Raw genomic sequence first — 24777 nt, forward strand, 5'->3', positions numbered from 1 at the left:
AGGCGTTCACATGAGTCACTTTTTTCTTCAGGCACTCGCCGAGGTCGGTAGCCCTTCCGTATTGGGGCTCATCGTACTTGGTGTTCTGTTTGGTATCGTCGGGGGAAGCATTCCCGGCTTTACAGTTACCATGGCCATCCTGGTGGTCTTTCCCTTCACGTTCGCCATGGACCCGGTCAGCGGGGTGTCATTGATGGTGGGCGTCTTCGTGGGTGGTTACTCAGGCGGCATCGTCTCGGGCGTCATGCTGGGCATTCCCGGTACTCCCTCCTCCATTACCACGGTTTACGATGGCTACCCCATGGCTCAGAAGGGGGAGCCTGGGCGAGCGCTGGGCATCGGGGTCATGGCTTCGTTTCTGGGTACCTTGATCAGTGTTGCCGTGCTGGTGTTCTTTGGCCCCTTGATTGCCAGCTTCAGCATGAATTTCCGCCCCTGGGAGATCACAGCACTTATCGTGTTCGCCCTGACGCTGGTGGCAGGGCTTTCCAACGGCGCACTATTGAAAGGCTTGCTGGCCGCGGCCATCGGGCTCTTGATCACGACCGTGGGCTATGACCGCAACAGCAATCTGCGTTTTGACTTCGGCATACCCGCCCTGGGGGCTGGCTTTGAAATGCTGCCGGTGATGATTGGCATCTTTGCTTTTTCTCAGCTGCTCGGCAATATCGAAAAAATGCGTGACTCTGGCAGCAGCGGGAAAAGCGTCGATACCAACGTCGCCATCCCCTATGGTCAGATTATGCGAGACATGGCAGGTCAAAAACTGAACACCCTGCGCTCGTCACTGATCGGCAGCCTGATTGGCGCGCTGCCGGGAACCGGTGGCACCGTGGCAAACTTCGTCAGCTATGATCAGGCCAAGAAGTTTTCCCGCCAACCCGAAACCTTCGGCACCGGCACGCCTAACGGGATTGTCGCGTCCGAAGCCTCCAACAGCGCCGTCGCCGGAGGCGCTTTCGTGCCTACCCTGGCGTTAGGCATTCCAGGCGACCTGCCCATGGCCATCATGATGGGCGTGCTCATTTTGCATGGCATAACGCCCGGCCCCATGATGTTCGAACAGAACCCGGTATTGGTCGGTGCCATTTACGCGGGGCTGTTGATCAGCGCCGTCGTCATGGTGCTGTGCAACCTGCTGCTGGTGCGTTGGTTCGCCAAGATTTCACTGATTCCCCAGCAAATTTTGGTGCCCGTCGTACTGATGCTATGCGCCATTGGCGCTTATGCCCTCAATAACAATCTGTTCGATATCTGGGTGCTGTTCATCTTTGGCATGATTGGCTATCTGCTATGGAAGGCCGAGGTGCCGCTGACGCCCTTGATCCTCGGTGTCGTGCTGGGCAACAACTTGGAACGACAGCTGTTCAGAGCGCTGGAACTCGACCCTAACTGGCTGACGTTTTTGACACGCCCACTGTCGGCACTGTTTCTTGCGCTGGCCGTCGCATCGGTGGCGTTTTCGCTCTACCAGGACCGTAAGGCCAAGCGCCTGAAACAGGCACCTGCATCTCATTGACTCTGATCTCGATAACCCTTGTTCACTGCACAGGAAACGAATAATGCATAACGATGCTCTTTTCTACCCGAGCGCCTCGCGCCGCATGACCACTTATGGCAAACGTGGCATGGTCGCCACGTCTCAGCCCCTGGCTGCCCAGGTCGGGGCCACCATCCTACAGCAGGGTGGCAATGCCATCGATGCTGCCATTGCAACGGCAGCAGCGCTCACCGTGGTGGAGCCGACCTCTAACGGCATCGGTGGTGATGCCTTTGCCATCGTGTGGGTCGATGGCAAGTTGCACGGCCTGAATGCCAGTGGTCCTGCCCCTCAGGCGTCCACCATCGATGCCCTGAAAGCGCTAGGCCACGATGTCATGCCCAACCATGGCTTGCTACCGGTCACGGTGCCCGGTACGCCGGCCGCCTGGGCGGCGCTCTCGGAACGCTTTGGCAAACTGCCTTTTGCCGACCTGATCGCCCCTGCCATCGCCTTGGCAGAAGAGGGCTTTGCGGTCACCCCCATCATTCATCAGATGTGGCAAGAGGCCTTCAACACCTACGCCGTTTACCCCGATGCCGCCTTCAAACCGTGGTTTGACACCTTTGCTCCCAAAGGGCGGGCACCTCGTCCTGGCGAGCTATGGGCGTCGCCAGACCACGCCAGAAGCCTTACCGCCATTGCCAACACCCATGCCAAAGCATTTTACGAAGGCGAATTGGCCGATGCCATCGATGCCTTCTCGCAGGAGCACGGGGGCCTGCTGCGCAAGGAGGACCTGGCGGCTTACCAGCCCGAGTGGGTAGACCCGATCAGCGTCCGTTACCAAGGGCATGATATCTGGGAGATTCCACCCAATGGCAGCGGCTTGATCGTGCTCCAGGCCCTCGGCATGCTGGAGCACCTGGACGCGGCTGCCCATGATCCTGTGGAAACCCTGCACCGTCGCATCGAGGCCACCAAACTGGCTTATGTGGATGGCTTCAAGCACATCACCGAAGGTGAAGCCATGCAGCCATCGGTCGCACAGATGCTCGACGATGGCTACTTGAAGGCTCGTGCAGCTCTCATCAACGAGCAAGCTCTGGACCCTCAGCATGGCAACCCGTTGCAAGGCGGCACCGTCTACCTGGCAACAGCCGATGGCGAAGGCAACATGGTGTCGTTCATCCAGAGCAACTTCAAAGGCTTCGGGTCTGGCATCGTCGTGCCGAGTACGGGGATCAGCCTGCAGAACCGCGGCTGGTCCTTCTCGCTGGACCCCGAGCATGCCAATGCACTGGCGCCGGGCAAGCGCACCTATCACACCATCATTCCCGGGTTCATCACCAAGGGTGATCAGGCGGTAGGACCGTTTGGCGTGATGGGTGGCTACATGCAGCCTCAGGGCCATGTTCAGGTCGTCACGGCCATGCTGGAAGACCACTTGAACCCGCAGGCAGCGCTGGATATGCCGCGCTGGAAATGGACCGCCGGCAAAACCGTCGAAGTCGAAGCCGACTTCCCCAACCACCTGGCCCTGGCGCTGGCACGACGAGGGCACCACATCGTCAAGGTCGCTGACTCACTCAGCTTCGGCCGTGGCCAGATCATCCTGCGCAACTCGGACACCGGGGTGCTTCAGGGGGGCACAGAGCCTCGTACCGACGGCGCCGTGCTGCCGCTCTAACGCATTTCCGCGTTGGCGCTTCTTGCCCACCCGCCCTTCCCAGGGCGGGCTGGCTCTTGCAGGCAAATCCGCGCATCATGGGCACCGATGTTTCTTCTTCTGGCCACCCAGCGATGTCTCCATGAAACCTGCCCCCTCCTCCTCTCCCGCGCTATCAAGCGGGTTTTTCAACGTCTTTCGTTACAGCCAGCATGCCCTGCGCCTGGTATAGGAGACGTCACGCTGGATGATGCTGGGGCTTGCGCTGTGTACGCTGGTGGCGGGTGTACTGCCGGCCGTGGCGGCCTACGTTGGCCAACTGATCGGGGATGGCGTGCTGGCGGCCATGGAAGCTTACCAAGCCTCCGAGGCGCCGAGCCTTTGGGAAGCCATTACCCCCGTGCTGGGCCTGGTGGCGCTGGAAGGCGCGATCATTGCCCTCATCGCGCTCGCCGAGAGGCCTCGACACGCCCGTTGGCACTGGTCACTAAAACCTTCGGGCTGCTGCAGAATGCGATCTCACTGGTCAGCTTTGGCGTCTTGCTGGTGCAGTTTTCGCCCTGGGCGCTGCTGATTCTGGTGGCCGGGGCGCTTCCGCTGTTCCTGCAGCGCTATCGGGCGATCTTTCAGCAGCTCTTTGCCGAAGACCGCCGGCTCACGCAGGGGATTCAGCCAGGTGACGGCCTGCGCTTCGAGCAAGTCTCGTTTGCCTATCCTGGACGACGTGGTGAAGGCGCTGGAACAGGGAGCCGACGACTTTCTGGCCAAGCCGCTACGCCCCAAGGAATTTCTTGCTCGGGTCAGCGCGCTGGGCCGACGTGCAGGGTATGAAACGCCCCGCCCATCGGCCAACTGTCCTAGCGCGTTCGATATCAATACCGTCGAACATACGATCAGTGTCGATGGGCATATGGTGGAGCTCATCGAGCGAGAGTACCGTCTGGCGACGCTGTTCTTCTCAAAAGTCGGCGAGTTGCTGAGCCGTGCACATCTGCTCGAACTAGTGTGGGGGATCAAAGGGGATGTCTCGACCCGCACGGTGGATACCCATGTCAGCCGTTTGCGTCGCAAGCTGGAACTGGATGGGCGCACGGCCTTCGGTTGCGCAGTATCTACCAGTCAGGCTATCGCCTGGAGACCTGTCATATGACACCCGTAGAGAAGGTGGCCAATTAAAAAAGCCGACCGACACCCCGAGGTGCCTGGGTCGGCGAAGCTGATGAGAGTCTGCAATCACGCGTCAGCGTGTGCAGTGATGCTTGGGGAAAGCATCGCCAAACTGCCTGCGTCAAGCGGCTTGGCGATGCCCTCTGTCGGTTGATCGAGTCAACCTTCCCCGTCCTTTGCGCGAGTAGCTGCCCTTGCCCTTCTTGGGCGTTTGCTGCTGCAGTTTGAACATGGGTGTTCGCAGCTGTGCTTTCAAGGCATTGTCCTTGATACCGTGTCGCTTTTTCATACGTTTACCTATGTAAATTCCTTCGGACTTGCAAACGAGCATTGGTCCGCTTCTGGACAGATAAGCGGCAGGTTGGTTCCCTGGAGCGGCAATCGCTACTGGAAATGTCTGCTGGAAATGGCTGCTAAAGATGCGCCCCCACCAACATGCTGAGCCACCCGGCCACCCGTTTACGCCAGGGGCGATTCTCCCAGCGCTCGAGGTCGTAGCGCTCCGCCTGCTGCAGATCCTCTTCCACCAACAGGCGCACATACCGGGCAAATTCCTCATCGTAGACGTTGAGATTGCCTTCCTGGTTGATCCTGAACGAGCGATTGTCGAGGTTGGTCGACCCGATGCTGGCAAAGCGATCGTCGACACTGATCAGCTTGGCGTGATACATGGCTGGCTGATACTCGTAGAACGCCACGCCTGCTTCCAACATGGGCCGCCAGCGATTCACCGAGGCGTGGCGCATGAACGCCTCGTCCTGCGTGCTCATGTCTATCGATACGGGCTCCAGCAGCCGCTTGGGTGACGGCTGAGCATTGTGATACAGCACGCTGCCCACCATGAAGAGAGCGGCTACTACGCAGCTGGTATAGAAAACGAGTCGAGTGCGGCGTTGCAAGAGTGGCCCCCTGCCTCATAAGCGTGGCTCATGATTGCAGCTCCCCCCAGTGAACGCCAGCCAAAGCGTCAACGAGAAAGCGCTGAAGAGAAAGCGTCAGCGCGCCAACGTCGCCCCCCGGGCCGCAGGGCTGTGGGCCACCATGCTGACCACGCTGCCGACCATGATCAGGCAAGGCGATGGCAGCGGCCGGTCCCTCAATTGGCCAGGCATGCTCGCCAGGGTGCCGGTCAGCGATTGCTGGTCGGGCTGGCTGGCATTGGCGACCAGCATGATGGGCCAGGTGTCTGGCAGTCCTGCCTGGCGCAAGCTGTGGCAAATGGCCTCCACCTTGGATAACCCCATATAGAACACCAGCGTTTCATCCTGTCGGGCCAGCGCTGCCCAGTCAGGGGTACCGCCTTCTCGGCACAGCTGCGCGGTAATGAAGCGCAGTTGCTGGGCATGGCTGCGGTCGGTCAAAGGAATTCCCATCCCCGCCGCGGCCGCCGACGCGGCGGTAATACCCGGGACGATGTGTGCCGGTAACGCGGCTTGCGCCAGCGCTGCCAGCTCTTCGCCCATGCGCCCGAACACGCTCGGGTCACCGCCTTTCAGGCGCACCACCGACTTGCCCGCCTGAGCCAGTGACACCAGCAAATGGCCGATGTCGGCCTGTGGCACGCTGTGGTGACCTCGGGCTTTCCCGACGTAGTAGCGCTCGGTGCCTGGGGGAATCAGCGCCAGCACGTCATCCCCGACCAGACGGTCGTAGACCACGGCATCGGCCTGCATCAATAACCGCGCCGCCTTCAGCGTCAACAGCTCGACGTCTCCGCTGCCAGCGCCCACCAGGTAAACCGTACCTGCCCGGCACTCGCCGCTGAGCGGCAAGCGAACGCTCGCTGTAGCATCGTCTTGCAGCGGCGCCAGGGCCCGCAGGCCAAAACGCATGAGGGCCTCAGGCCATTTCTGGGTCAGTTGCTTGGCGAGTGTGCGCATGTGGCCGCTCCTGTTCGAGTAACGCGTTTAATTCAGGGATACAGCTCCCGCACTGGGTACCGCAGGCCAGCCGTGCGCCCAGCGCCTCGAGGCTGGTATCCCCTTGATGAATAGCCTTGACGATGCTGGCCTGCCCCACCTGATGGCAGCTGCACACCACCGGGCCAGCATCCGCTGCGCCATCGTCACAACCGGCCAGCAGGCGTCGCCGCTGAGCGTTGGAGAGCGCGGTATCGGTAAATCTTTCAGCCAACCAGGCAAGCCCTGGCAGCTCGTCAGGCGGCCCGACCATCAGCCACCAGCGCAGCTGCCCATCGATCACGCTGGCTGCTCGCAAGCGCCCCGTGGCGGCGTCTTCACACCATAGCGAGGCCGGGGTTCCACACCAGTGGGCGAGCGTGGCCAGCCAATCCTCCCTCGGCTGGCAGCCCGCCAGTTGCCAGCGCGTACAGCCTGACAAGGGAATACGCGCCCAATAATCGCTGTCGCACCACGCGGGCGACTCGTCTGCCTGGGCCACCAGCAAGGTGGCCTGCCAGGCGATGGGTAACCGACGCAGGGCCACGGCGCCCTGTTTGGATTCTGGCTGGCCCGAGACCGGGTCGGTGATGCCTTGCAGCAAGGCGCTACTGCGCCCCTGGCCCGTAAAGCAGTCTGTCCAGTGCATGGGCACGAACACTTCCCCACGGCGCTGCCCGTGGGCAAGGCGCACACGCCCCCGATACTCCCCCGTGGCCGCGCTCAACTGAGCCAGCGACTGCGCTTCGAGCCCATGCTCGGCGGCGTCCTCGGGATGCAGCTCGATGAAGGGTTCGGCGCGATGGTTCATCAAGCGAGGCGCACGGGCCGTGCGGGTCATGGTGTGCCACTGGTCGCGCACGCGGCCAGTGTTGAGGCGCAGCGGGTAGCGCTCGCAAAGCGCCTGCTGGGGCAAACGCGGATCGATCGGCAGCAGCCGTGCACGACCGCTGGGCGTGGCAAACTGGCCATCCACGAACAGCCGCGGGGTGCCGTGGGGCGCTTGCCGAGTGACCGGCCACTGAATGGGGGCCAGCGCATCATACGCCGCCTGGCCCAGGCCGCTCAGGCCTGAGATGTCGAACAACCGCGCAGAGGCACCGCTATTTTCATAGCCGGAAAGCCGCGCATGCTCATCGAAGATTTCCCAGGGGTGGGCATAATCGAACGCTTCTGCGAACCCCAACCGCTTGGCCACCTCGCAGATGATCCACCAGTCGTGTTGAGCCTCGCCCGGCGGAGGCAGCATTCCCCGCTGGCGGGAAATGCGCCGCTCGGAGTTGGTGACCGTGCCATCCTTTTCCGACCAACCCGACGCGGGCAGCACGATATCGGCAAAGGGCAGCAGGTCGGTATGGGCCACACACTCCGAAACGATGACCAGCGGGCACTTGGCCAGGGCTCGACGCACCTGTTCACCGTTCGGCAGACTCACTGCCGGGTTGGTGGCCATGACCCACAGCGCCGTGACGTCGCCTCGCTCGATGGCCTCGAACAGCTCCACCGCCTTGTGGCCCGGCCCGTCAGGCAACGAGGCTGACAGGTGCTCCGTGGACCAGAAGCGGCTGACACGCTGGCGTGCCCCGGGCGTGTGGTAATCCATATGCGCCGCCAGCTGGTTCGCCAACCCGCCCACTTCGCGCCCGCCCATGGCATTGGGCTGGCCCGTGATCGAAAAGGGCCCGGCCCCTGGCAGGCCAATCTTGCCGCCCGCCAGGTGGCAATTGATGATCGCATTGCACTTGTCGGTACCACTGGAGGATTGATTGACGCCCTGAGAGTACAGAGTGACCACATGCAGCTGGCTGGCAAACCAGTAGTAGAAGGTCTCCAGCCGCTCTTCATCGACGTCGCAGGCCTTCGCAACCGCTTGCAGGCTACCGGCGCTCTGCTGGGCGGCGGCCAGCGCCTGCTCGATACCTTCGGTGTGCCGCTGCAAATAGACATCGTCCAGCTTCTGCTGGGCCGCCATCCAGGCCAGCAGCCCGTTGAACAGAAAGGCGTCGCTGCCTGGCGCGATGCCCAGGTACAGATCGGCGATATCACAGGTGTCCGTGACTCGCGGGTCCACCACCACCACGCGCATCAGTGGATTACGCTCCTTGGCGACTTTCAGGCGCTGATACAGCACAGGGTGATTCCAGGCCAGATTGGAGCCCACCAGCACCACCAGCTCGGCCTCTTCCAGGTCCTCATACTGGCAGGGCACGGCATCCGCTCCGAAGGCACGCTTGTAGCCCGCCACGGCCGACGCCATGCATAGCCGTGAGTTGGTATCCAGATGCGGGGTGCCCAAGAAACCTTTGAACAGCTTGTTGGCGACGTAATAATCTTCGGTCAGCAGCTGGCCGGATAAGTACGCTGCCACCGTCTGCGGGCCATGGGCAGTGCGCTGCGCCTGCAAGCGTTCGGCGGTGGTGGTGAGCGCCTGCTCCCAAGAGACCTCCTGGCCGTCCACGCGCGGCTTCAGCAAGCGCCCCTGCTCTCCCAGCGTTTCGTGCAGCGCGGTGCCTTTCACGCACAGACGGCCATAGTTGGCTGGGTGCTCGCGGTCTCCTTTGACGGCGATGAGCTGGCCGCTTTTAAGCGTTGCAGTCACGCCGCAGCCGACGCCGCAGTAGGGGCAGGTGGTTCGGGCGAGCCGATTGGCCTGTGGCATGGCAGTTTCCTCCGGCGTTAAAAAGCAAAAAACGCCCAAGCCAGCCTCGAAAGAAGCCTGCCTGGACGCCGTTGTCTCAGGGGCACCGCTTACCGGGTGCCGTACTCATCAGTGATTTGCTGCAGTTGGTATTATTCGACGCAATTAGTCGTTGTGATCGTTATGGGCAAAGACCCTGCACTGAGCCGTTGTTACTTGTTACTAGAATAACTGCAAACCCTGCGCCCACGCTGCGCCATAACCATTAAAGCATTTAAGAAACAATAACTTAAAAACACACTCTGCATTTCTACTCCTCGCCAAAGGAATGCTCTTTGTCGAATAAGCGGTTGAAGAGAGTGCATTAACCGCCGCTTAAGCACCAAAGTGGGGCAAGCCTAGCTAACCATGAGCGGCCTGCCACCTCCTCAAAAACGCTTAATACCCTGATTAGGCTGAATTAAATCCACCGACGGCAAAAGCTGGCGGGCTTTTTGCTCACCATAAGACAAGACAGTTCGGCAGCCAACGGCGGTTGCTGCGCGTTATCAACGACGCCAACGGGCAACGACGCCCCTGATACCCCCTTCTTGAAAGGGCTGTGTCAGGGGCGTTTTTTATTTGCTGAGCATTATGTTTCAACCACATATGCTTCAACCACAGGAGCTACCTATGGAAACCGCTTCCCGGTGCTCACAGAACGAACACCTCGTCATTATCGGTAACGGCATGGCTTGCCACCGACTACTTGAAGCGCTGGCTAACCATCCGCAGCGCCCCCGCCGTATCACAGTGGTGGGTGAGGAGCCGGTACCTGCCTATAACCGCATTTTGCTCTCTCCTTTACTGGCGGGCGAGCTGGCGCCTGAGGCGCTCACTCTGCAAGACGCCTCCTGGTACGCCGATAACAACATCACACTGACGCTTGGCGACCGCGTGACCTCCATCGACCGCGAACGCCGCCTGCTCCTCACGCATCGCGGCGACATCTTAAGCTATGACCGATTAGTGATGGCCACTGGCTCGCGCCCCACGCTGCCAGCGGTGCCTGGCATCACGCTTGACGGTGTTCATACGTTTCGTGACCTACGCGATGCCGACGCCTTAGAAGCTATTGCTCAGCAAGGCGGCAACGCCGTGGTGATTGGCGGCGGCTTACTTGGATTGGAAGCTGCTGAAGGGCTGCGCAAACGGGGCGGTAGCGCGCTCACCGTCAGCGTTTTACAGCGCAGCGAGCGGTTGATGAACCGCCAGCTAGACACCACCGCCGCCCAATTGCTGGAAGCCACGCTGCGCGAGCGTGGCATCATCATTGAAACCGGCGCATCGCTTGCTGCCTTGGAGGGTAACGGCCACGGGCAGGTGCAGTCGGTCACACTGAGCGATGGCCGGAAGCTAGCTGCCGACAGCGTGATTGTCGCGGCGGGTATTACCCCCAATGCGGAGCTAGGCCAGCAAAGCGGGCTTATATTCGACCGCGCCATTGTGGTGGATGGGCACCTCACCACCTCAGACGACCACATTTATGCGCTGGGCGAATGCTGCCAGTTCGAGCAGCACACTTACGGGCTGGTGGAACCCATTTGGCGGCAGGTGGAGGTGCTTGCTGCCGTGCTGTGTGGTGAAACGCCAGCGGCGTATCAAGAAGCCCCCGTGGCCACCAAACTCAAGGTCAGCGGTGTCAGCCTGTTTGCCTTTGGCCCCACCGAGGCCGCCGCTAAGCACGAAGAGCTTCGTTACCAAGACCCGGAAACCGGCGACTACTGCCGCCTGCTGCTCCATCAAGGCCGCCTTATCGGCGCGGTGCTGTATGGCGATACCCGCCACGGCCCCTGGTATTTCGAGCAGGCGCTGGCCGCGACCGACCTAACCGCGTGCCGCCACCTGTTGCTGTTTGGCGCAACCGATGCCCAAACAGCGCTCGATAACCATTTCGATAACCCTCTCGACACCCTGTCATCCCCTTTATCTCTCACCCGTGAGGCGGCTTAGCTATGGTGAATCACACAATGTCTACTCCAACCACGTCTTCCAACAAGCAAAAGCTGATCATTGTAGGCAACGGCATGGTCGGCCACCATTTTGCCGAGCAGCTCGTGGAAAGCGGCGCGCTGGCGGGGTTTGAGGTGACGATATTTGGCGAAGAGCGCCACCGCGCCTACGACCGCGTGCACTTATCCGAGTACTTTAGCGGCCGCGATGCGGAGTCGCTTGCGCTGTGCGACGCCGATTACTACCACACCCACGGCATTCAATTACGCAGCGGCGAAGCGGTCACCGCGATTGACCGCGAACAGCAGCTGGTGGTGACCGAACAGGGCCACTACGCGTATGACCAGCTCGTGCTGGCCACCGGCTCCTTTCCCTTTGTGCCGCCCATTCCCGGCAACGACAGCGAAGGCTGCTTGGTTTACCGCACCCTGGATGACTTGGATGCCATTCAGGCAGCGGCCAAAAACGCCACCAACGGCGTGGTCGTGGGTGGCGGCTTGCTCGGTTTGGAAGCCGCCAACGCGCTGCGCGGGCTGAACCTGGACACCGCCGTGGTGGAGTTCGCCCCACGACTGATGCCCATGCAGGTGGATAGCGAAGGCGGCGAGCTGCTGAAAGAAAAAATCGAGGCCCTGGGGGTTCAGGTACTCACCGAGCGTGCGACTCAACGTATCGAACCCGGCGACACCAGCCGTCTGCGTATGGTCTTCCAAGACGACAAAGTGCTGGAAACCGACCTGATCGTCTTTTCCGCCGGTATTCGCCCCCAGGATACGCTCGCCCGAGAGTGCGGCTTGAGCATCGGCGAGCGCGGCGGCGTGGTGATCGACGACCAGTGTCGCACCAGCGACCCGAACATCCTCGCCATCGGCGAGGTAGCGCTGTGGAATCAGAGTATCTTTGGCCTCGTGGCGCCTGGCTACCAAATGGCCAAAACGGCCGTCGCCACGCTGACGGGGGGCGATATTTGTTTTAGCGGCGCCGATATGAGCACCAAACTAAAACTGCTGGGTGTGGATGTCGGCTCCATTGGCGATGCCCACGGCAACCAAAATCCTGGCGCCCGCATGTTCCGATACCTTGACCCGCTCACTCAGGTCTACCGCAAACTGGTCGTCACCAGCGACGGTAAGAAGCTGCTGGGGGCCATGCTGGTGGGAGATAACAGCGCGTATGACACGCTGTTGCAGTACTACGCCAACGGCATCGAGCTGCCTAAGGAACCCGCATCGCTCATTCTGCCGCAACAAAGCGGTGCTGCCCCGGCGCTGGGGCCGGATGCCTTGCCGGAAACGGCGATGATCTGCTCCTGCCACAACGTGACCAAAGGTAGCATCTGCAGTGCCATCGACGCGGGCGCGGCTGACCTTGGCAGCGTTAAAGGTGCCACCAAAGCCAGCACCGGCTGCGGCGGCTGTGCGGCGCTGCTCAAAAGCGTGGTGGACCACGAACTGGTGGCCCGCGGCGTCGAGGTGGATACATCGATCTGCGAGCACTTCGCCCATACCCGCCAAGGGCTTTACGACATTGTAAGAGTCGAAGGCATCAAGACGTTTAGCGAGCTGATGCAGAAACACGGCAATCAAGAGACGCATCGCCTCGGCTGCGATATCTGCAAACCAGCGGTGGCGTCGATTCTTGCCTCCTGCTTTAACGAACCGATTACCGACGCTGCCCACGTGCCGCTGCAAGATACCAACGACACCTTCATGGCCAATATGCAGAAAAACGGTACCTATTCGGTGGTACCGCGCATTGCGGGCGGTGAAATCACCCCGGATAAGCTGGTGGTGCTGGGGCAAGTGGCCCAGAAATACCAGCTCTACACCAAGATTACCGGCGGCCAGCGCATCGACCTGTTCGGCGCACGGCTGGAAGACCTGCCGGCCATTTGGGGCGAACTGATCGAGGCGGGCTTCGAGACGGGCCACGCCTACGGCAAGTCGCTGCGCACCGTGAAATCTTGCGTCGGCAGTACCTGGTGCCGCTACGGCGTACAGGACAGCGTGGGCATGGCGATTCAGTTAGAGAACCGTTACAAGGGCCTGCGCGCACCGCACAAGATCAAGTTCGGAGTTTCCGGCTGTACCCGCGAGTGCGCCGAAGCGCAGAGCAAAGACATTGGCATTATCGCCACCGAAAACGGCTGGAACCTCTACGTGTGCGGCAACGGCGGCATGCGCCCCCGCCATGCAGAACTCTTCGCCACCGATTTAGATGACGAGCAGCTCTACCGCACCATTGACCGTTTTCTGATGTTCTACGTGCGCACCGCCGACCGTTTGCAGCGCACCTCGGTATGGCGGGAAAACCTGGAAGGCGGCCTGGACTACCTGAAGGAGGTGATTCTGGAAGACAGCCTGGGTATCAACGATGAGCTAGAGCGCCAAATGCAGCACGTGGTGGATAGCTACCAGTGCGAGTGGGCCAACGCCATCAGCGACCCGGAAAAGCTCAAGCGTTTTAGAAACTTCGTGAACGATGCACGGCCCGACCCCTCCATCATCATGACCTCCGAGCGCGGCCAGCTACGCCCTGCTTAACCCAGTGACCACCGAATCGAGGACGACCATGACCGCCACCGCACTCAAACCATTGAACCACAACGACACTTGGCAGCCGCTCTGCACCAGAGCAGACCTCGTGGCCTTTTCCGGCGTTGCCGCATGGCTGAGCACACCGGAAGGCCCCGCCCAAGTGGCGCTGTTCTATTTGCCCGGCCACGCGCAAGAGCTCTACGCCCTGGATCACTTCGATCCTTTCTCGAAGGCCTATGTGATTGCCCGTGGCATCGTCGGCGATATCAAAGGCAGCCCCGTCGTGGCCTCGCCACTCTACAAACAGCACTTCCGCCTAGAGGATGGCCAATGCCTGGAAGAGGATGAGGTAAAGCTGCGCACTTGGCACGTCGCTTTCAAGGGCGATGAGGTGTGGGTGGAAGGCTAGCCAAACGCTTGCTTCTATAACGCTACCCTGCAATGCAAACAGCCGCGCCGCCTCTCCAGGCGGCGCGGCTGTTTGAAAGTGAATGCGACGTATTGATCCAGAAACCGGATCAGCGCCTGGTTGAACGCCTCGGGATGGGTGGCGTTAAGCCCATGCGGGCCACCCTCGATCACCTCTAGCGAAGCGTTGGGCAGCAGCTCAGCGGCGCGATATCGAGCAGCTTTTTTAGGTCAGAGGCGAGGGTATCGTAGTCGTAACCGCCATCCGCTTGGGTCGAACGGCCAAAACCACGGCGGTCATAGGTCACCACCTTGTAGCCCACATCCACCAGCGCAGGCACCTGCTTCTCCCAAGAGCGGCCACTTAAAGGCCAGCCGTGGATTAGGACGACCGGTTTACCTGCCCCGTGCACCTCGTAATAAATCTCAACCGGTGTGCCCTGCTCCGTCCCTGCATTCAGAAATGGCATCGCATCAACCTCCTGTTTTGGCGTTTACGGAAAACGTTATTCAAGGCTAGTAACGCTTTCCCGGTTGCCAAATAGCTCTGCGAGGCGTTCATTCAGCGGTATCATCAGGGCAAAGTTGCTATGCTTGCCAGCCTCTTGATTCGGTAGGCATGGGAGCCATACGTTCGTGAAGACAGAATCCAGTACGTTAGCCTTTTCCGCCTTCATGGCGCTGCTCATTGGCTGTGCCGGTATTGTGGCCACCTTGGCCTCGAACTCCCAGGCCATCCTATTGGATGGCTTGTTCAATCTTATCTACTTTAGCGTAGCGCTGGTGACCATCAAGGTCAGCAAGCTTGCCAGCCGCCCAGATAGCGAGTCGTACCCCTTTGGCTACAGCTACTTCGAGTCGTTGGTTAATTTATGCAAAGGTTTGCTGATTTTGGGGGTATCGATATTCGCACTGGTGGATGCCGTGGCCGCACTGCTTACCGGTGGGCGAGAAATTTCCGCAGGGCTTGCGGTGATTTATGCGCTGTTCGCGACCGCCGCTTGCTCGCTCACTGCCTGGGTCATGCAGCGTAGTCAACGTCATGTGAATAGCCCCTTGGTGGCCGCCGACAAACTCAACTGGCTGGTCAATAGCGTGATTTCAGGGGCCGTACTGGTGGCTTTTTGCCTAGTGATGCTATTTGATCGTCTCGGCTGGCGGGCTGTTCTTCCCTACATCGATTCGGTCTTGGTCATTGCGGTCGTCGTTCTCTGCCTGGGGGTCCCCGTGCGCATGGCATCGCAAGCGCTCAGAGAGCTGCTCAACAAAACTCCGGAAGAAGCCGTCGCCGAACCGGTGCGCCAAGCCGTAGCCCGTGGCCTTGCCGATATCGACACCCTGGAGGTGCGCGTGCGTATGGTGCGCCCCGGCCGCCTGCTTTACGTCATCGTCCACGTGGTACTCCCCAAAGACCTCCCAGAGGCGACACTGGCAAACCAAGACGCGCTGCGTCAGCGCATCGATGAAGAAGTACGCCGCTACTACTCGCCAGTGGTGTGCGACGTGGTGTTCACCGCTGACAACCGCTGGGCAGCGCCCTCTTGTGGGCTGTTAGTGAAAAAGTACTCTAACTAAAAATTCCATCGCCTATCACTCCCTGTAGTTGTATGAGCAACTGTTATCGTCACAGGTAGGAGTGTAGCTAGGTTATAGAGCAGCGCGTCATTTCAGCCCTTATTCACCTACCGTGACCACCCAATCAGGTCGAAACAGCGGCGGCGAAAACTCCTCTGGATAACCGCCCGGGTTGGCGATAATGCGGGTGCCGCTGTGTCGTGTATCCACCGGTTCGTGAACGTGGCCGTGAATCCACAAGTCCATCTTGCCCATCAGTTGCGGTAGGTGGGAGGCAAAGGCGGGCGAGAGCGCGTCGCCTATATACTGTTCGGGAATGCAACCGTGCAGTGGGGCATGATGGCTCACCACGACGCGGGGGCCATCGAAAGGTTGTTGAAGCTCGCGACTCAACCACTCCAGCGCCTCACGGTGCATGTCTTGGCTGGCTTGGGGAGTGAACACTTGGCCGGGAGCCGTGGTAATGATGCGAAAATCGGGCATGTAGCGCAGTGCTTTCGCTTCGGTCTCTAATGGATTGCGGGTGGGGTCGTCGGCATAGAGCGCAAAATCTGTCCAGAGCGTCGTGCCGTAAAAGCGTACTTCGCCAATGGTCACGCTGCGATTATCTAGCAGCTCAATATCATACCGAGCAGCTTCTAGCGCTAGCTCTTGGCGCAGCAGCGGCATGCAGGTGCCGTAGAACTCATGGTTGCCCGGCACGTAGAGAATCGGCAGGTCGGGAAACTGCTTCCGTGCCCATGCCAACCCTTCTGCTCTGCGATGAATATCCCCTGCCAACACCACCACATCCGCCTCGGCAGGCGGCAGTTCACGGTGTCCGTCAAAATGCTCTAAATGAAGATCGGATAAAACTCTTAAACGCATAGAACGTCTCTCATGGTGCTTACTTGGACTTGGGCTTAAGCCGTTAATAGGCAAGGCGAGCGATAAATTGGCGGGCAAACTCGACCACCACAGCTTCGGCTTCCCGGTGAGGAATATGACCGATGCCGGGCAGCATTTCGCAGTGAGCGGGGCCTTGGGTATAGCGGGCAATACGCTCTGGCTGACGATGAGACCCGTACTCATCTTTTTCGCCATGCAGCACGAGTGTCGGGCACTGTACTTGTTCAAGCGCTGGGATGAGTGACCACTCTGCAAACGCGGGGCTTAGCCATGTGTCCACCCAGGCGTTGAGTACCCAGCGGGCTTTGTCGCCATGGTACCTGGCTAGCTTGGCAAACTGGTCGGGCTGTTGAAACGCTTCCTTGGCCGCTTCGACACCCTGACGAGTGCGCGGTTCGTTGAACGCCTGCGCGGCGATCGTGATCAAGCCTCGGCAACGCTCCGGCTGTTGGCCTGCACAGTGAACGGCCATGCAGCCTCCTACGCTGTGCCCCAGGGCGATGAAGTGGGTGATTGCCAGCGCCTCCAGCAGTGCTGCAACCGCTTGCCGGTATTCGTCCTCGATGAAGGTATGCGGCGGTTTCGCCAATCGAGCGTCAGAACGCCCGAAGCCCGCACGGTCGTAGGCAACGACTGGGTGCTGCGTGGCCTGGCAAAGGGCTGCGGGAAAGCTGCGCCATAGCTCCACACAGCCCAGCGAGTCGTGAAACAGCAGAATCGGCACCGCCGAGCGTGCATGGCACGGCTGCCAGGTGCGGGTAAACAGACGACCGCTGGGGGTATCTACCCAGCGGTCATGAACGGTCACTGCATCCGAGTGTGAGGTCATGGCATGGCTCTTTGTGTTGTCAGTGTTGTGTGAGCTGCTGACAACATAGCATGCCACTGCCGCGCTAGCGCTTCAGGAAATTGCTTTTGACCAGATGCACCACGTCATCCATCCGTCCGCTCAACACCGCCTTGGCCGAGTACAGCGCAGTCGAGGCGACCTGCCCTGCTTCTACCTTGGGCGGCATGACCAGCTCCATGGGGTTGACCACTACGTCCAGCAGCGCGGGGCCAGGTTGAGCAAGCCACTGGCTGATGGCCATGTCCAGCTCCGACTGCTGCTCTACCCGGCGCCCCCACAGCCCCATGGCCTTGGCTACTTCTCCAAAGTCGGGGTTCTGCAGCTCTGTGTAGCTATCCAACAGCCCCTCCACTTTTTGCTCCAGCTCCACGAAGCTCAGGGAGCTGTTGTTGTACACCACGATCTTGAGCGGGATTCGTTGCTGGACCAGGGTCAGTAAATCACCCATGAGCATCGTCAGGCCACCATCGCCACACATGGCAATCACCTGGCGATGGGGGTAGGCCAACTGAATCCCCAAGGCCTGCGGGTAAGCGTTCGCCATGGTGCCATGCTGAAGGCTGGAGTGGGTACGGCGGCCCGCCAGGGCACGAATATGGCGCAGCATCCACACGTTGACACTGCCGGTGTCTGCGGTCAGCACGGCGTTGTCGGCCGCGTGCCGGTCGATGGCCAGGGTCAGCTCTTGTGGGTGGATCGTATCGTTATCCCTGGTTTGATGAGCCGACTTTTCCAGCGACTTGGCATAACGCTTGCGGCATTTTTCCAGCCACCGGGTGTGCGTATTGGGTTGCACCACCTGGCACAGCGCTTCACAGGTGTCCCGAGTACTGCCGACGATGCCCACATCCACCGGGTAACGCTTGCCTATCTGAACGGGGTCCCTATCTACCTGAAGAATACAGGCGCGCTCCGGGTAGAACTGGCTGAAGGCAAAGTTGCACCCCAACAGCAACAGCGTGTCGCACTCCGCGACGGCATAGTAGCCCCCTTCCAGGCCATACACCCCGGTCATACCTACCTGGTAAGGATTGTCGTACTCCATGAAGTCCTTGGCACGGGAAGTCCAGGCAATCGGCGCCTGGAGCTTTTCTGCCAGCGCCATGACCTGCTCGCGGGCGTCTTCACAGCCTGCGCCTGCAAAGATGGTGATATTGCCCCCCTTGTTGAGCTGCTCGACGGCAGGCACCAGCGCCTCGGCACTGGGGCGCACGGAGTAGCTGAAACGGTGGGTACGGTAGCCCAGGGTGCTATCGGGCGTTTGCGTCATGATATCGCCGGGCACGATCAACACGGCCACCCCACGCTTGGCAAGGGCGACCTGGGCAGCCATGGCGGCCATGCGGCGCGCCTGTTCCGGCGACACGACGGTTTCACAAAACACGCTGTACTGCTGAAAAATGGCGCTCTGATCGACTTCCTGAGGGAACTGGCTGCCGGTTTCACCCAGCGCTATTTGCGAGGCAATCAGTACCACGGGGGAGCCATTACGGTGGGCATCGAACAGACCGTTGACAAAGTGCAGGCTGCCAGGCCCACAGGAACCGGCACATAGCGCCAGCTCCTGAGTGATATAAGCCTCTCCTCCTGCTGCAAAGCCGCCTGCTTCCTCATGGCGAACGCCTATCCACTCGATATCGCTCTGCCGGAGGGCATCGGTAAAGTGATTCAGCGTATCCCCTACCACGCCATAACACCGTTTGGCACCGGCGTCTTGCAGTGTTTCGACAATGATTTCAGCTACATTTGCGCTCATTTGCGACTCCTTTCGCGACGATTACGTTCAAACAACACCTTCAGCCTAGCTGCTGTGACGTGGCTTTGCAGAACGGGTGGTCTGGAAAGCAATGCTGCATAGCAGCAAAAACCGTCTATACTGATCAAGCGATATCCCAAAAGGAGTACGCAATGACACTATCTGTGGATCGCACGAACGAGGATACGGAAGTAGTCAACTTCTGGTGCCAGCACGCACAGTGGCAGCAGGCCGCCAATGACGCCATCAGCGCCTACGTCGATCAGCATCCGTCTGATCAATAGCACCGGGCATACCGGCCATATTGGCTGTTTCTGTATTTCTCCCCTGCCTTAGACGAAAAGATAACACCTCAAGCCGGCATCCTCTGCCGGCTGCTTTTCTTTATGAAAACCTTTTCCATTCAATAAAATAGGTGCGTTTTCGATTCAGATGTAAGCAATCGCTTACAGATTATGGCAAAACACCTACACCCTTTGGACTAGCCAGCTTGTTCAAAAGCGCATAATATTCATATCACAGCTAATTTGCTGCAACGCACAACGCAGGCTGTGTATAACAAAAACGATTCATCAACCTCTGCTCCAGGAGTGAGTACCATGCCGACCACCCTTAGCCAATCCAACCCTGATGTCATGGAAGTATGGGCAAAACGTGCACTGCAACAGCGTGCGGCCTTCGACGCATTGGTCGACTACATGCGCCAGCAATAACCCTTGCCATACGGTTTCCCAAAACGCTCCGCCAGTGCGTATATATAGATACGTCACGCAGGAGCGTTTTCTTTTACCGCACTTCCCTTTCTCTCATTATCAGCACGTTGCCCGTGACATCTCTTTATTCATTTTGAACCTCCGATCATCAGGTTCATTGCTCATGAAATTGGCCATGTGGTACTCGGCCACTCCAAGCGCGCTTTTCAAGTCGCCTATGCCGCCTCAGCAGCGCGTGAGGCAGCCGCTGCCAGCGGCAGCACCACCGCAGCGGCACTCTCCAGTTCCGAGCTGGGTGCGCTGGGTGAGAAACTCGTCAATGCTCAGTTCTCACAGCGCCAGGAAAACGAAGCAGATGACTTCGCCCTGGAACTCATGCGCCGCCACGACCTGAGTGCAGAAGCCTCCGTCTCGGCACTGCGCAAGCTCGAAGCCAAATATGGCTACAGCCGTAGCGTCTTCTCCAGCCACCCCGCTGCCGGTGATCGCGCCGACCGTCTGGAAGCCCAGCTCTAATGTAGCTCGGCCAAGAGACGCGGCAAATTTGATCGTTACTGGTTTGATCGTTACTGGGCAGCCTATGCCTGGTAACGATCATGGAGGCCGAGTTCTGGCTCAATCTTTCGGTTGTTGCGCTTCGAGTTCGGCCAGATAGCGCTCTTGCAAGATGTACATACGCTTTACATCACGATATTTGCCATTGATGAAAAACTCCTGCACCAAATGTCCCTCTTCTATAAAACCGCTTTCCTCGTATAAGTGAATGGCCTTGACGTTCTCTACCGCGACGATCAGATAGACCTTGTGCAAGTTCAATATGGTGAAAGAGTAGTGTAGCGCTTGCCGTATCAGCGAACGTGCGAACCCTTTGCCTTGATGCTCTGGCGTAATGATGATCTGAAACTCGGCGCTACGGTGGATGTAATCGATTTCGATCAACTCCACCAGGCCAATCGCACTACCACTACTGTCTTCGGCAACGAAGCGGCGCTCTGCGTTATCGTGAATGTGCTTGTTATAGAGCTCTTCCAGCTCATCGAAGGACTCGTAGGGCTCTTCGAACCAGTACGACATGATGCTCTGGTTATTATTCAACTCGTGCACGAAACGCAGGTCGTTGCGCTCCAGCGCCCTCAGATACAGTACTGGGCTCATGATAGGTGTCTCATTCAATAGCGTTGACTCAGTGGGTTACCGGCTTTGTCTGGTGGTTGAACGATAAGTTCAGCGCGCCAGGTGACGCCGTTCGAAGGAGAACAAGTCGCTCAGCGGATGCCGCCTGCCTTCAAGATGGGCTCTCAAGAGATGCGCACCTATCATGCTGTAAGTAATACCATTTCCGCCATAGGCCATGGCAAAATGCACGTTCGGCCCCAGCGCCTCATGGGTCCCGAAATAAGGCAGCCCATCCTCGGTTTCAGCAAAGGTACCCCCCCAACTGAAGGCAGGCGTCATGCGCAGAGAAGGCCATAGCGAAGATACCCTTTCAGCCAGCGATGCCGCTTTTTCAAGCACCCGCGCGTCCCTGCGCTCAGGAATATCCTCCTCGTCATCTTCACCACCCACCAGCAAGCGCCCATCATGGGTGGAGCGCAAATAGAGGTAGGGGCGCGCCGATTCCCAGACCATGGTATCGCGAAGCTTGCCCAGCATGCCGCCTGGCAAAGGGTCAGTGACGAACACGTAACTGCTGCGGTTGCTGGCGACTGGCTCTGGCAGCCATGTCTGGCTTTCATAACCGGCCGCAATGATCACCTGCTGGCAGCGTACCAGGGCGCCGTTGCGCAAACGAACCCCCATGGTCGCCCCGTCTGCCTCCAACGACTCCACCGCCGTTCGATCGTATACGTGCCCACCTCTGGCAACGACCTCATCGAGCAGTTGGTAAGCCATGCGGTAAGGGTCCACGGTAGCCGCCAGATGCGAGAGGATACCGCCGGGTGCGCTAAAGCCATACGCCTCCTGCAACTGCTCGGGCGAACACCACTGCACATCGAACCCCCACCGCTTGCGAATGGCAAACTCGTCCCGAAGAGAAGAGAGATGGTCTGCGTCACTGGCAAAATAAAGGCTCTGTTGGCGACGAAAGGCTATATCGCCCAGCTCTGCCGCACGGGCGGCCAATGCATGAACCGCCTCGGCACACCCCTGATAGGCCATGACGGCACTCGCTTCACCGTATTGCTGCGCCAGGTGATACAAGTGTGTATCGATTTCGTACTGCAACAGCGCCGTACTGGCCGCCGTGCTGCCCCACCCCACGTCACGACGCTCGAGGACGGCCACGTCATGGCCATGGCGTGTCAGCTCGTCGGCGATCAACGCCCCGGTGATACCGCCGCCGATGATGGCTATGTTTACCTGAAGATCATGGGTAAGCTGAGGATAACGGGTCAACAAGCCATTGCTGACCGTCCAGAAGGGGTAGCCACTTTTAAGATCCATTTTTTCGCCTATGCTGGGTGATCCTGTCACCCATTAACCATAGTGGTTTATCGGTAATCTGCCCGACGGCCACGCTATGAACAAGGAGTCATGATGATCGACTTACGTAGCGATACGGTCACTCGCCCCACCTCCGCGATGCGGGCAGCCATGCTGGCAGCGCCTCTGGGCGACGATGTCTGGGGCGACGACCCGACGGTCAATGCCTTTCAAGCGACCCTTGCCGAGCGCACGGGCAAGGAGGCTGCCCTGCTGTTCCCCAGTGGCACTCAAAGCAATCTGGTGGCGCTCATGGCGCACTGCGAACGCGGCGATGAGTACATCGTGGGCCAGAATGCCCATACTTACCGCTACGAAGGCGGCGGCGCCGCCGTGTTGGGCAGCATCCAGCCACAGCCGATAGAACACGCCGCAGACGGCAGCCTGCCACTCGACAAAATCGCTGCCGCCGTCAAAGCCGACGACGTTCACTTTGCCCGTACGCGGCTCCTGGCGCTGGAAAACACCATCGGTGGAAAAGTGCTGCCCGCCGAGTACGTTCAGCAGGCCACCGAGCTGGCGCGCGCTCACGGGCTGGCAACGCACCTGGACGGTGCTCGGCTCTTCAATGCCGCCGTCGCCACGGATACCTCGTTGAAGCAGCTGTGCCAGCCGTTCGACAGCGTGTCACTCTGCTTTTCGAAAGGGCTGGGCACGCCCATGGGTTCGGCGCTGGTAGGGTCGCACGCATTGATCGAGCGCGCACGGCGCTGGCGCAAGATGGTAGGGGGCGGCATGCGCCAGGCGGGCATCATCGCCGCGGCCTGCCAGCATGCCCTCGACCATCACGTGGCCGACCTGGCCCATGATCATCGCCGCGCGGCGCGTTTGGCAGAAGGGTTGGCAGCGCTGCCCGGGCTCGAGGTCACCTCTCACGCCACCAACATGGTGTTCTTGCGCGTCGATCAGGCCCACGTGGCCTCGCTGGCTGCCTGGCTGAAAGAGCACGACATTCTGATCCAGCTGCTTTACGCCACGCGACTGGTGATCCATCGCGATATCGATGACGCCGCTGTCGAGCGTGTGCTGGAGGTCATGGGACGCTACTTCGACGCGGCGGCATCACGATAGCAGTGTCGACCCCAAGGCCAGGTGCACGGCAATCACCAGCATCATCACGCCAATGGCGCCATCGATGACGCGCCAGGCGCCGGGGCGGGAGAGCCAGGGGGAAAGCGCCGAGCCACCCCAGGCCAGCAAGCTGAACCAGAGAACCGAGGCCGTCGCGGCGCCCGCCACGAACACACCGGCGCTCTCCTGCTGGGCCCCGACGGCAGGAATCAGCAGCAGCGTATCCAGATACACTTGTGGATTGAGCACCGTGACAGCCAGGGTCGCCAACAGCACGCCGCGTAAACTGCGTGTGCGTGCGTGGTTGGCGGTCAGCCCCTCTCGGCCACTGCCTGCACGCCACAAGGCCTGGGCGGCCAGCCAGCCCAGAAACAGCACCCCTACCCAGCGCAGGGCTTCCATGGCATTGGGCATGGTCAGCAGGAACGCACTGACGCCAAACATGCCAGCGGTCAACAGCAGTATGTCCGCACTCATGCACACGCCCGCCGACCACCAGTGGTACTCCCTACGAATGGCCAACCCCAGCACATAGGCGTTCTGTGCACCAATGGCCATGATGATCCCGCCGCATACCACGAGCCCCGTTATATAGCTTTGCCACATGACCTATCCCTATCGCCGCTGCAAGAAGTGAAGCGCTACGATAGGCGGCAACGTCAATAAATAAAAATCATATTACGAATAGGCCATTAGCTTTTCTTATAGCCATGAGTTGTCGATTGGCAAACACGAGCAACATGAGCCTGCAGGTCACGGCATCTCGTGCGGACCCAGCGCTTCCACCAGCGAGGTAGCAAAGCGTAATGCCGAGGGCCAGCCACCCCAATGCCAATAGGCTACGGACAACGTCGTGGCTTCCTGACGGGTCACGGCCGGCCAATATTGCCAAATTCCCCGTTCAAGCAGCGTTTGCTGTGTCCCCGCCGCAGAATAAGGGCTTTCCAACAGCATCACTCGGCCTTCGAGTTCGAACAGCTGCCCGGCGGTGACGGTCGCAAACCCCCAGCGATTGACCTCCCCATCCCACCCATTGCGCAGGCCCAACTGCTCCAGCACCAGGTTTTCCAGGCTTCCTTGGCCAAACACTCTGGCATGACGTTCATCCATCAAACTGACCAGCACCAACGGTTGAGTCGCCTGGTCATGGTCCTGAAAGTGAGTAGCCAAGATCTCAAACTGGGCCCTGACGCCCTGCAAATATTCATCTGCATGGCTGCGTACGCCTGCTAATTCTCCCAGTTGCTCCGTCAATCCATCCAACCGCTCACTTAACGGTGTGCCCTGCTGATAGATTGTCCACTCTTTCAGTGCGGCCAGGCGGCTCAGTTGGGGCACCAGATTGGCGTGGGCGGGTGGCGAGATCAGAATATGCGAAGGCGCAATGTCTTGTATCAACTCGAGGTTGGGCAGGTGGCGGCTACCCAGCTCCATTACGGCGGGCAGCGCTTGAGGGTCTCGCCACCATACGCGATAACCCGAGAGACCGCCCAAGGCTTCAGGCGGTTCCCCCAGCGCGTGCAAGGTTTCGGCTATCGCATAGTCCAGCGTTATGACGTTACCGAGCGTGTCGTGTTGACCCCACGCCGGAGTCGCCAACAACATGGCGGGCAACAGCCCGCACATGGCCCTGCGCATGATCTGCAGCATG

General features: G+C 59.7%; 22 protein-coding genes and 1 pseudogene. 11 read left to right on the plus strand and 12 right to left on the minus strand.

The annotated features are described in order from the left end of the window. Positions 1-10: 10 nt before the first annotated feature. From LG409_RS13875 to LG409_RS18735, 4 genes and pseudogenes are all read left to right on the plus strand, one after another. Entirely contained in the window at positions 11-1519 is a 1509-nt protein-coding gene (locus tag LG409_RS13875; protein WP_227406919.1) for a tripartite tricarboxylate transporter permease, read from the plus strand. Positions 1520-1562: 43 nt separating this feature from the next. After that, positions 1563-3170, plus strand: a complete 1608-nt coding sequence (locus tag LG409_RS13880; protein ID WP_227406920.1) for a gamma-glutamyltransferase family protein — start codon at positions 1563-1565, stop codon at positions 3168-3170. 121 nt (positions 3171-3291) lie between these two features. Further along, positions 3292-3809: pseudogene (locus LG409_RS13885) on the plus strand (ABC transporter ATP-binding protein); the annotation flags it as partial. A 16-nt stretch (positions 3810-3825) separates the two neighbouring features. Beyond that, positions 3826-4299: a response regulator transcription factor gene (locus LG409_RS18735; protein WP_446719081.1), complete on the plus strand. Its 474-nt coding sequence runs from the start codon at positions 3826-3828 to the stop codon at positions 4297-4299. 138 nt (positions 4300-4437) lie between these two features. Here the strand turns inward: LG409_RS18735 and arfA are convergent, their stop codons facing one another. From arfA to LG409_RS13910, 4 genes are all read right to left on the minus strand, one after another. After that, positions 4438-4647: an alternative ribosome rescue factor ArfA gene (gene arfA, locus LG409_RS13895; RefSeq protein WP_308428131.1), complete on the minus strand. Its 210-nt coding sequence runs from the start codon at positions 4645-4647 to the stop codon at positions 4438-4440. A gap of 82 nt (positions 4648-4729) precedes the next feature. Then, entirely contained in the window at positions 4730-5215 is a 486-nt protein-coding gene (locus LG409_RS13900; RefSeq protein WP_227406922.1) for a phospholipase D-like domain-containing protein, read from the minus strand. A gap of 96 nt (positions 5216-5311) precedes the next feature. Next, entirely contained in the window at positions 5312-6196 is an 885-nt protein-coding gene (gene cobA, locus LG409_RS13905) for a uroporphyrinogen-III C-methyltransferase (protein WP_193460846.1), read from the minus strand. Then, complete coding sequence (locus LG409_RS13910; RefSeq protein WP_227406923.1) at positions 6156-8873, minus strand: nitrate reductase; 2718 nt, start codon at positions 8871-8873, stop codon at positions 6156-6158. The genes cobA and LG409_RS13910 overlap by 41 nt, the downstream gene beginning before the upstream one ends. Before the next feature lie 651 nt (positions 8874-9524). Here LG409_RS13910 and LG409_RS13915 point away from each other — a divergent pair. The 3 genes from LG409_RS13915 to nirD are packed head-to-tail and all read left to right on the plus strand — an operon-like array spanning position 9525 to position 13790. Continuing rightward, positions 9525-10844 carry an NAD(P)/FAD-dependent oxidoreductase gene (locus LG409_RS13915; protein WP_227406924.1) on the plus strand — a complete coding sequence of 440 codons (1320 nt, stop codon included), beginning with the start codon at positions 9525-9527 and terminating at the stop codon, positions 10842-10844. A 17-nt stretch (positions 10845-10861) separates the two neighbouring features. Continuing rightward, positions 10862-13387 (plus strand): nitrite reductase large subunit NirB, encoded by a 2526-nt coding sequence (gene nirB, locus LG409_RS13920; RefSeq protein WP_227406925.1) that lies wholly within the window; start codon positions 10862-10864, stop codon positions 13385-13387. A 28-nt stretch (positions 13388-13415) separates the two neighbouring features. Continuing rightward, positions 13416-13790 carry a nitrite reductase small subunit NirD gene (nirD, locus tag LG409_RS13925; RefSeq protein WP_227406926.1) on the plus strand — a complete coding sequence of 125 codons (375 nt, stop codon included), beginning with the start codon at positions 13416-13418 and terminating at the stop codon, positions 13788-13790. A gap of 175 nt (positions 13791-13965) precedes the next feature. On the opposite strand, the gene LG409_RS13930 is transcribed toward nirD, so the two are convergent. After that, positions 13966-14259, minus strand: coding sequence for an alpha/beta fold hydrolase (locus tag LG409_RS13930; protein WP_319799326.1), 294 nt, complete (start codon positions 14257-14259; stop codon positions 13966-13968). Positions 14260-14425: 166 nt separating this feature from the next. Here LG409_RS13930 and LG409_RS13935 point away from each other — a divergent pair, with 166 nt between their 5' ends. Further along, on the plus strand, positions 14426-15364 hold the full coding sequence (locus LG409_RS13935; protein ID WP_227406927.1) for a cation diffusion facilitator family transporter: 939 nt from the start codon (positions 14426-14428) through the stop codon (positions 15362-15364). 99 nt (positions 15365-15463) lie between these two features. Here LG409_RS13935 and LG409_RS13940 read toward each other — a convergent pair whose 3' ends face one another. The 3 genes from LG409_RS13940 to LG409_RS13950 all read right to left on the minus strand — a co-directional run bounded on the left by LG409_RS13940 (position 15464) and on the right by LG409_RS13950 (position 18858). Further along, a complete protein-coding gene (locus tag LG409_RS13940) occupies positions 15464-16231 on the minus strand; it encodes a metallophosphoesterase (RefSeq protein WP_193460851.1) in 768 nt (255 codons plus the stop codon). 43 nt (positions 16232-16274) lie between these two features. Next, positions 16275-17081, minus strand: coding sequence for an alpha/beta fold hydrolase (locus tag LG409_RS13945; RefSeq protein WP_227406928.1), 807 nt, complete (start codon positions 17079-17081; stop codon positions 16275-16277). Between the two features lie 64 nt (positions 17082-17145). Continuing rightward, a complete protein-coding gene (locus LG409_RS13950; RefSeq protein WP_227406929.1) occupies positions 17146-18858 on the minus strand; it encodes a thiamine pyrophosphate-dependent enzyme in 1713 nt (570 codons plus the stop codon). Positions 18859-19010: 152 nt separating this feature from the next. Here LG409_RS13950 and LG409_RS18650 point away from each other — a divergent pair, with 152 nt between their 5' ends. Together LG409_RS18650 and LG409_RS13955 are read left to right on the plus strand one after the other, a co-directional pair. Beyond that, positions 19011-19142 (plus strand): hypothetical protein, encoded by a 132-nt coding sequence (locus tag LG409_RS18650; RefSeq protein ID WP_260851376.1) that lies wholly within the window; start codon positions 19011-19013, stop codon positions 19140-19142. Positions 19143-19739: 597 nt separating this feature from the next. Next, positions 19740-20087 (plus strand): M48 family metalloprotease, encoded by a 348-nt coding sequence (locus tag LG409_RS13955; protein ID WP_227408126.1) that lies wholly within the window; start codon positions 19740-19742, stop codon positions 20085-20087. A 99-nt stretch (positions 20088-20186) separates the two neighbouring features. Here the strand turns inward: LG409_RS13955 and speG are convergent, their stop codons facing one another. Both speG and LG409_RS13965 read right to left on the minus strand, forming a co-directional pair. Then, positions 20187-20726, minus strand: a complete 540-nt coding sequence (speG, locus tag LG409_RS13960; RefSeq protein ID WP_016914738.1) for a spermidine N1-acetyltransferase — start codon at positions 20724-20726, stop codon at positions 20187-20189. A 69-nt stretch (positions 20727-20795) separates the two neighbouring features. Next, positions 20796-22016, minus strand: coding sequence for an NAD(P)/FAD-dependent oxidoreductase (locus tag LG409_RS13965; RefSeq protein ID WP_227406930.1), 1221 nt, complete (start codon positions 22014-22016; stop codon positions 20796-20798). 93 nt (positions 22017-22109) lie between these two features. Here LG409_RS13965 and ltaE point away from each other — a divergent pair, with 93 nt between their 5' ends. Beyond that, on the plus strand, positions 22110-23126 hold the full coding sequence (gene ltaE, locus LG409_RS13970) for a low-specificity L-threonine aldolase (RefSeq protein WP_227406931.1): 1017 nt from the start codon (positions 22110-22112) through the stop codon (positions 23124-23126). On the opposite strand, the gene LG409_RS13975 is transcribed toward ltaE, so the two are convergent. Next, positions 23118-23732: a LysE/ArgO family amino acid transporter gene (locus tag LG409_RS13975; RefSeq protein WP_096922420.1), complete on the minus strand. Its 615-nt coding sequence runs from the start codon at positions 23730-23732 to the stop codon at positions 23118-23120. The genes ltaE and LG409_RS13975 overlap by 9 nt on opposite strands. Positions 23733-23879: 147 nt before the next feature. Then, complete coding sequence (locus LG409_RS13980) at positions 23880-24776, minus strand: ABC transporter substrate-binding protein (protein ID WP_144981987.1); 897 nt, start codon at positions 24774-24776, stop codon at positions 23880-23882. Between the last annotated feature and the right edge of the window lies 1 nt (position 24777).

This window comes from Halomonas sp. NyZ770, from assembly GCF_020616575.1.
GTDB lineage: Bacteria > Pseudomonadota > Gammaproteobacteria > Pseudomonadales > Halomonadaceae > Vreelandella > Vreelandella hamiltonii.

Excerpts from the sequence above, each read along its gene's own strand:
- LG409_RS13965 (WP_227406930.1), bottom strand. The coding sequence starts at position 22,016 with ATGGATCTTAAAAGTGGCTACCCCTTCTGGACGGTCAGCAATGGCTTG.
- speG (WP_016914738.1), bottom strand. The coding sequence starts at position 20,726 with ATGAGCCCAGTACTGTATCTGAGGGCGCTGGAGCGCAACGACCTGCGT.
- nirD (WP_227406926.1), top strand. The coding sequence starts at position 13,416 with ATGACCGCCACCGCACTCAAACCATTGAACCACAACGACACTTGGCAG.
- LG409_RS13940 (WP_193460851.1), bottom strand. The coding sequence starts at position 16,231 with ATGCGTTTAAGAGTTTTATCCGATCTTCATTTAGAGCATTTTGACGGA.
- LG409_RS18650 (WP_260851376.1), top strand. The coding sequence starts at position 19,011 with ATGACACTATCTGTGGATCGCACGAACGAGGATACGGAAGTAGTCAAC.
- cobA (WP_193460846.1), bottom strand. The coding sequence starts at position 6,196 with ATGCGCACACTCGCCAAGCAACTGACCCAGAAATGGCCTGAGGCCCTC.
- arfA (WP_308428131.1), bottom strand. The coding sequence starts at position 4,647 with ATGCTCGTTTGCAAGTCCGAAGGAATTTACATAGGTAAACGTATGAAA.
- nirB (WP_227406925.1), top strand. The coding sequence starts at position 10,862 with ATGTCTACTCCAACCACGTCTTCCAACAAGCAAAAGCTGATCATTGTA.
- LG409_RS13975 (WP_096922420.1), bottom strand. The coding sequence starts at position 23,732 with ATGTGGCAAAGCTATATAACGGGGCTCGTGGTATGCGGCGGGATCATC.
- LG409_RS13880 (WP_227406920.1), top strand. The coding sequence starts at position 1,563 with ATGCATAACGATGCTCTTTTCTACCCGAGCGCCTCGCGCCGCATGACC.
- LG409_RS13950 (WP_227406929.1), bottom strand. The coding sequence starts at position 18,858 with ATGAGCGCAAATGTAGCTGAAATCATTGTCGAAACACTGCAAGACGCC.
- LG409_RS13910 (WP_227406923.1), bottom strand. The coding sequence starts at position 8,873 with ATGCCACAGGCCAATCGGCTCGCCCGAACCACCTGCCCCTACTGCGGC.
- LG409_RS13930 (WP_319799326.1), bottom strand. The coding sequence starts at position 14,259 with ATGCCATTTCTGAATGCAGGGACGGAGCAGGGCACACCGGTTGAGATT.
- LG409_RS13945 (WP_227406928.1), bottom strand. The coding sequence starts at position 17,081 with ATGACCTCACACTCGGATGCAGTGACCGTTCATGACCGCTGGGTAGAT.
- LG409_RS13875 (WP_227406919.1), top strand. The coding sequence starts at position 11 with ATGAGTCACTTTTTTCTTCAGGCACTCGCCGAGGTCGGTAGCCCTTCC.
- LG409_RS13915 (WP_227406924.1), top strand. The coding sequence starts at position 9,525 with ATGGAAACCGCTTCCCGGTGCTCACAGAACGAACACCTCGTCATTATC.
- ltaE (WP_227406931.1), top strand. The coding sequence starts at position 22,110 with ATGATCGACTTACGTAGCGATACGGTCACTCGCCCCACCTCCGCGATG.
- LG409_RS13980 (WP_144981987.1), bottom strand. The coding sequence starts at position 24,776 with ATGCTGCAGATCATGCGCAGGGCCATGTGCGGGCTGTTGCCCGCCATG.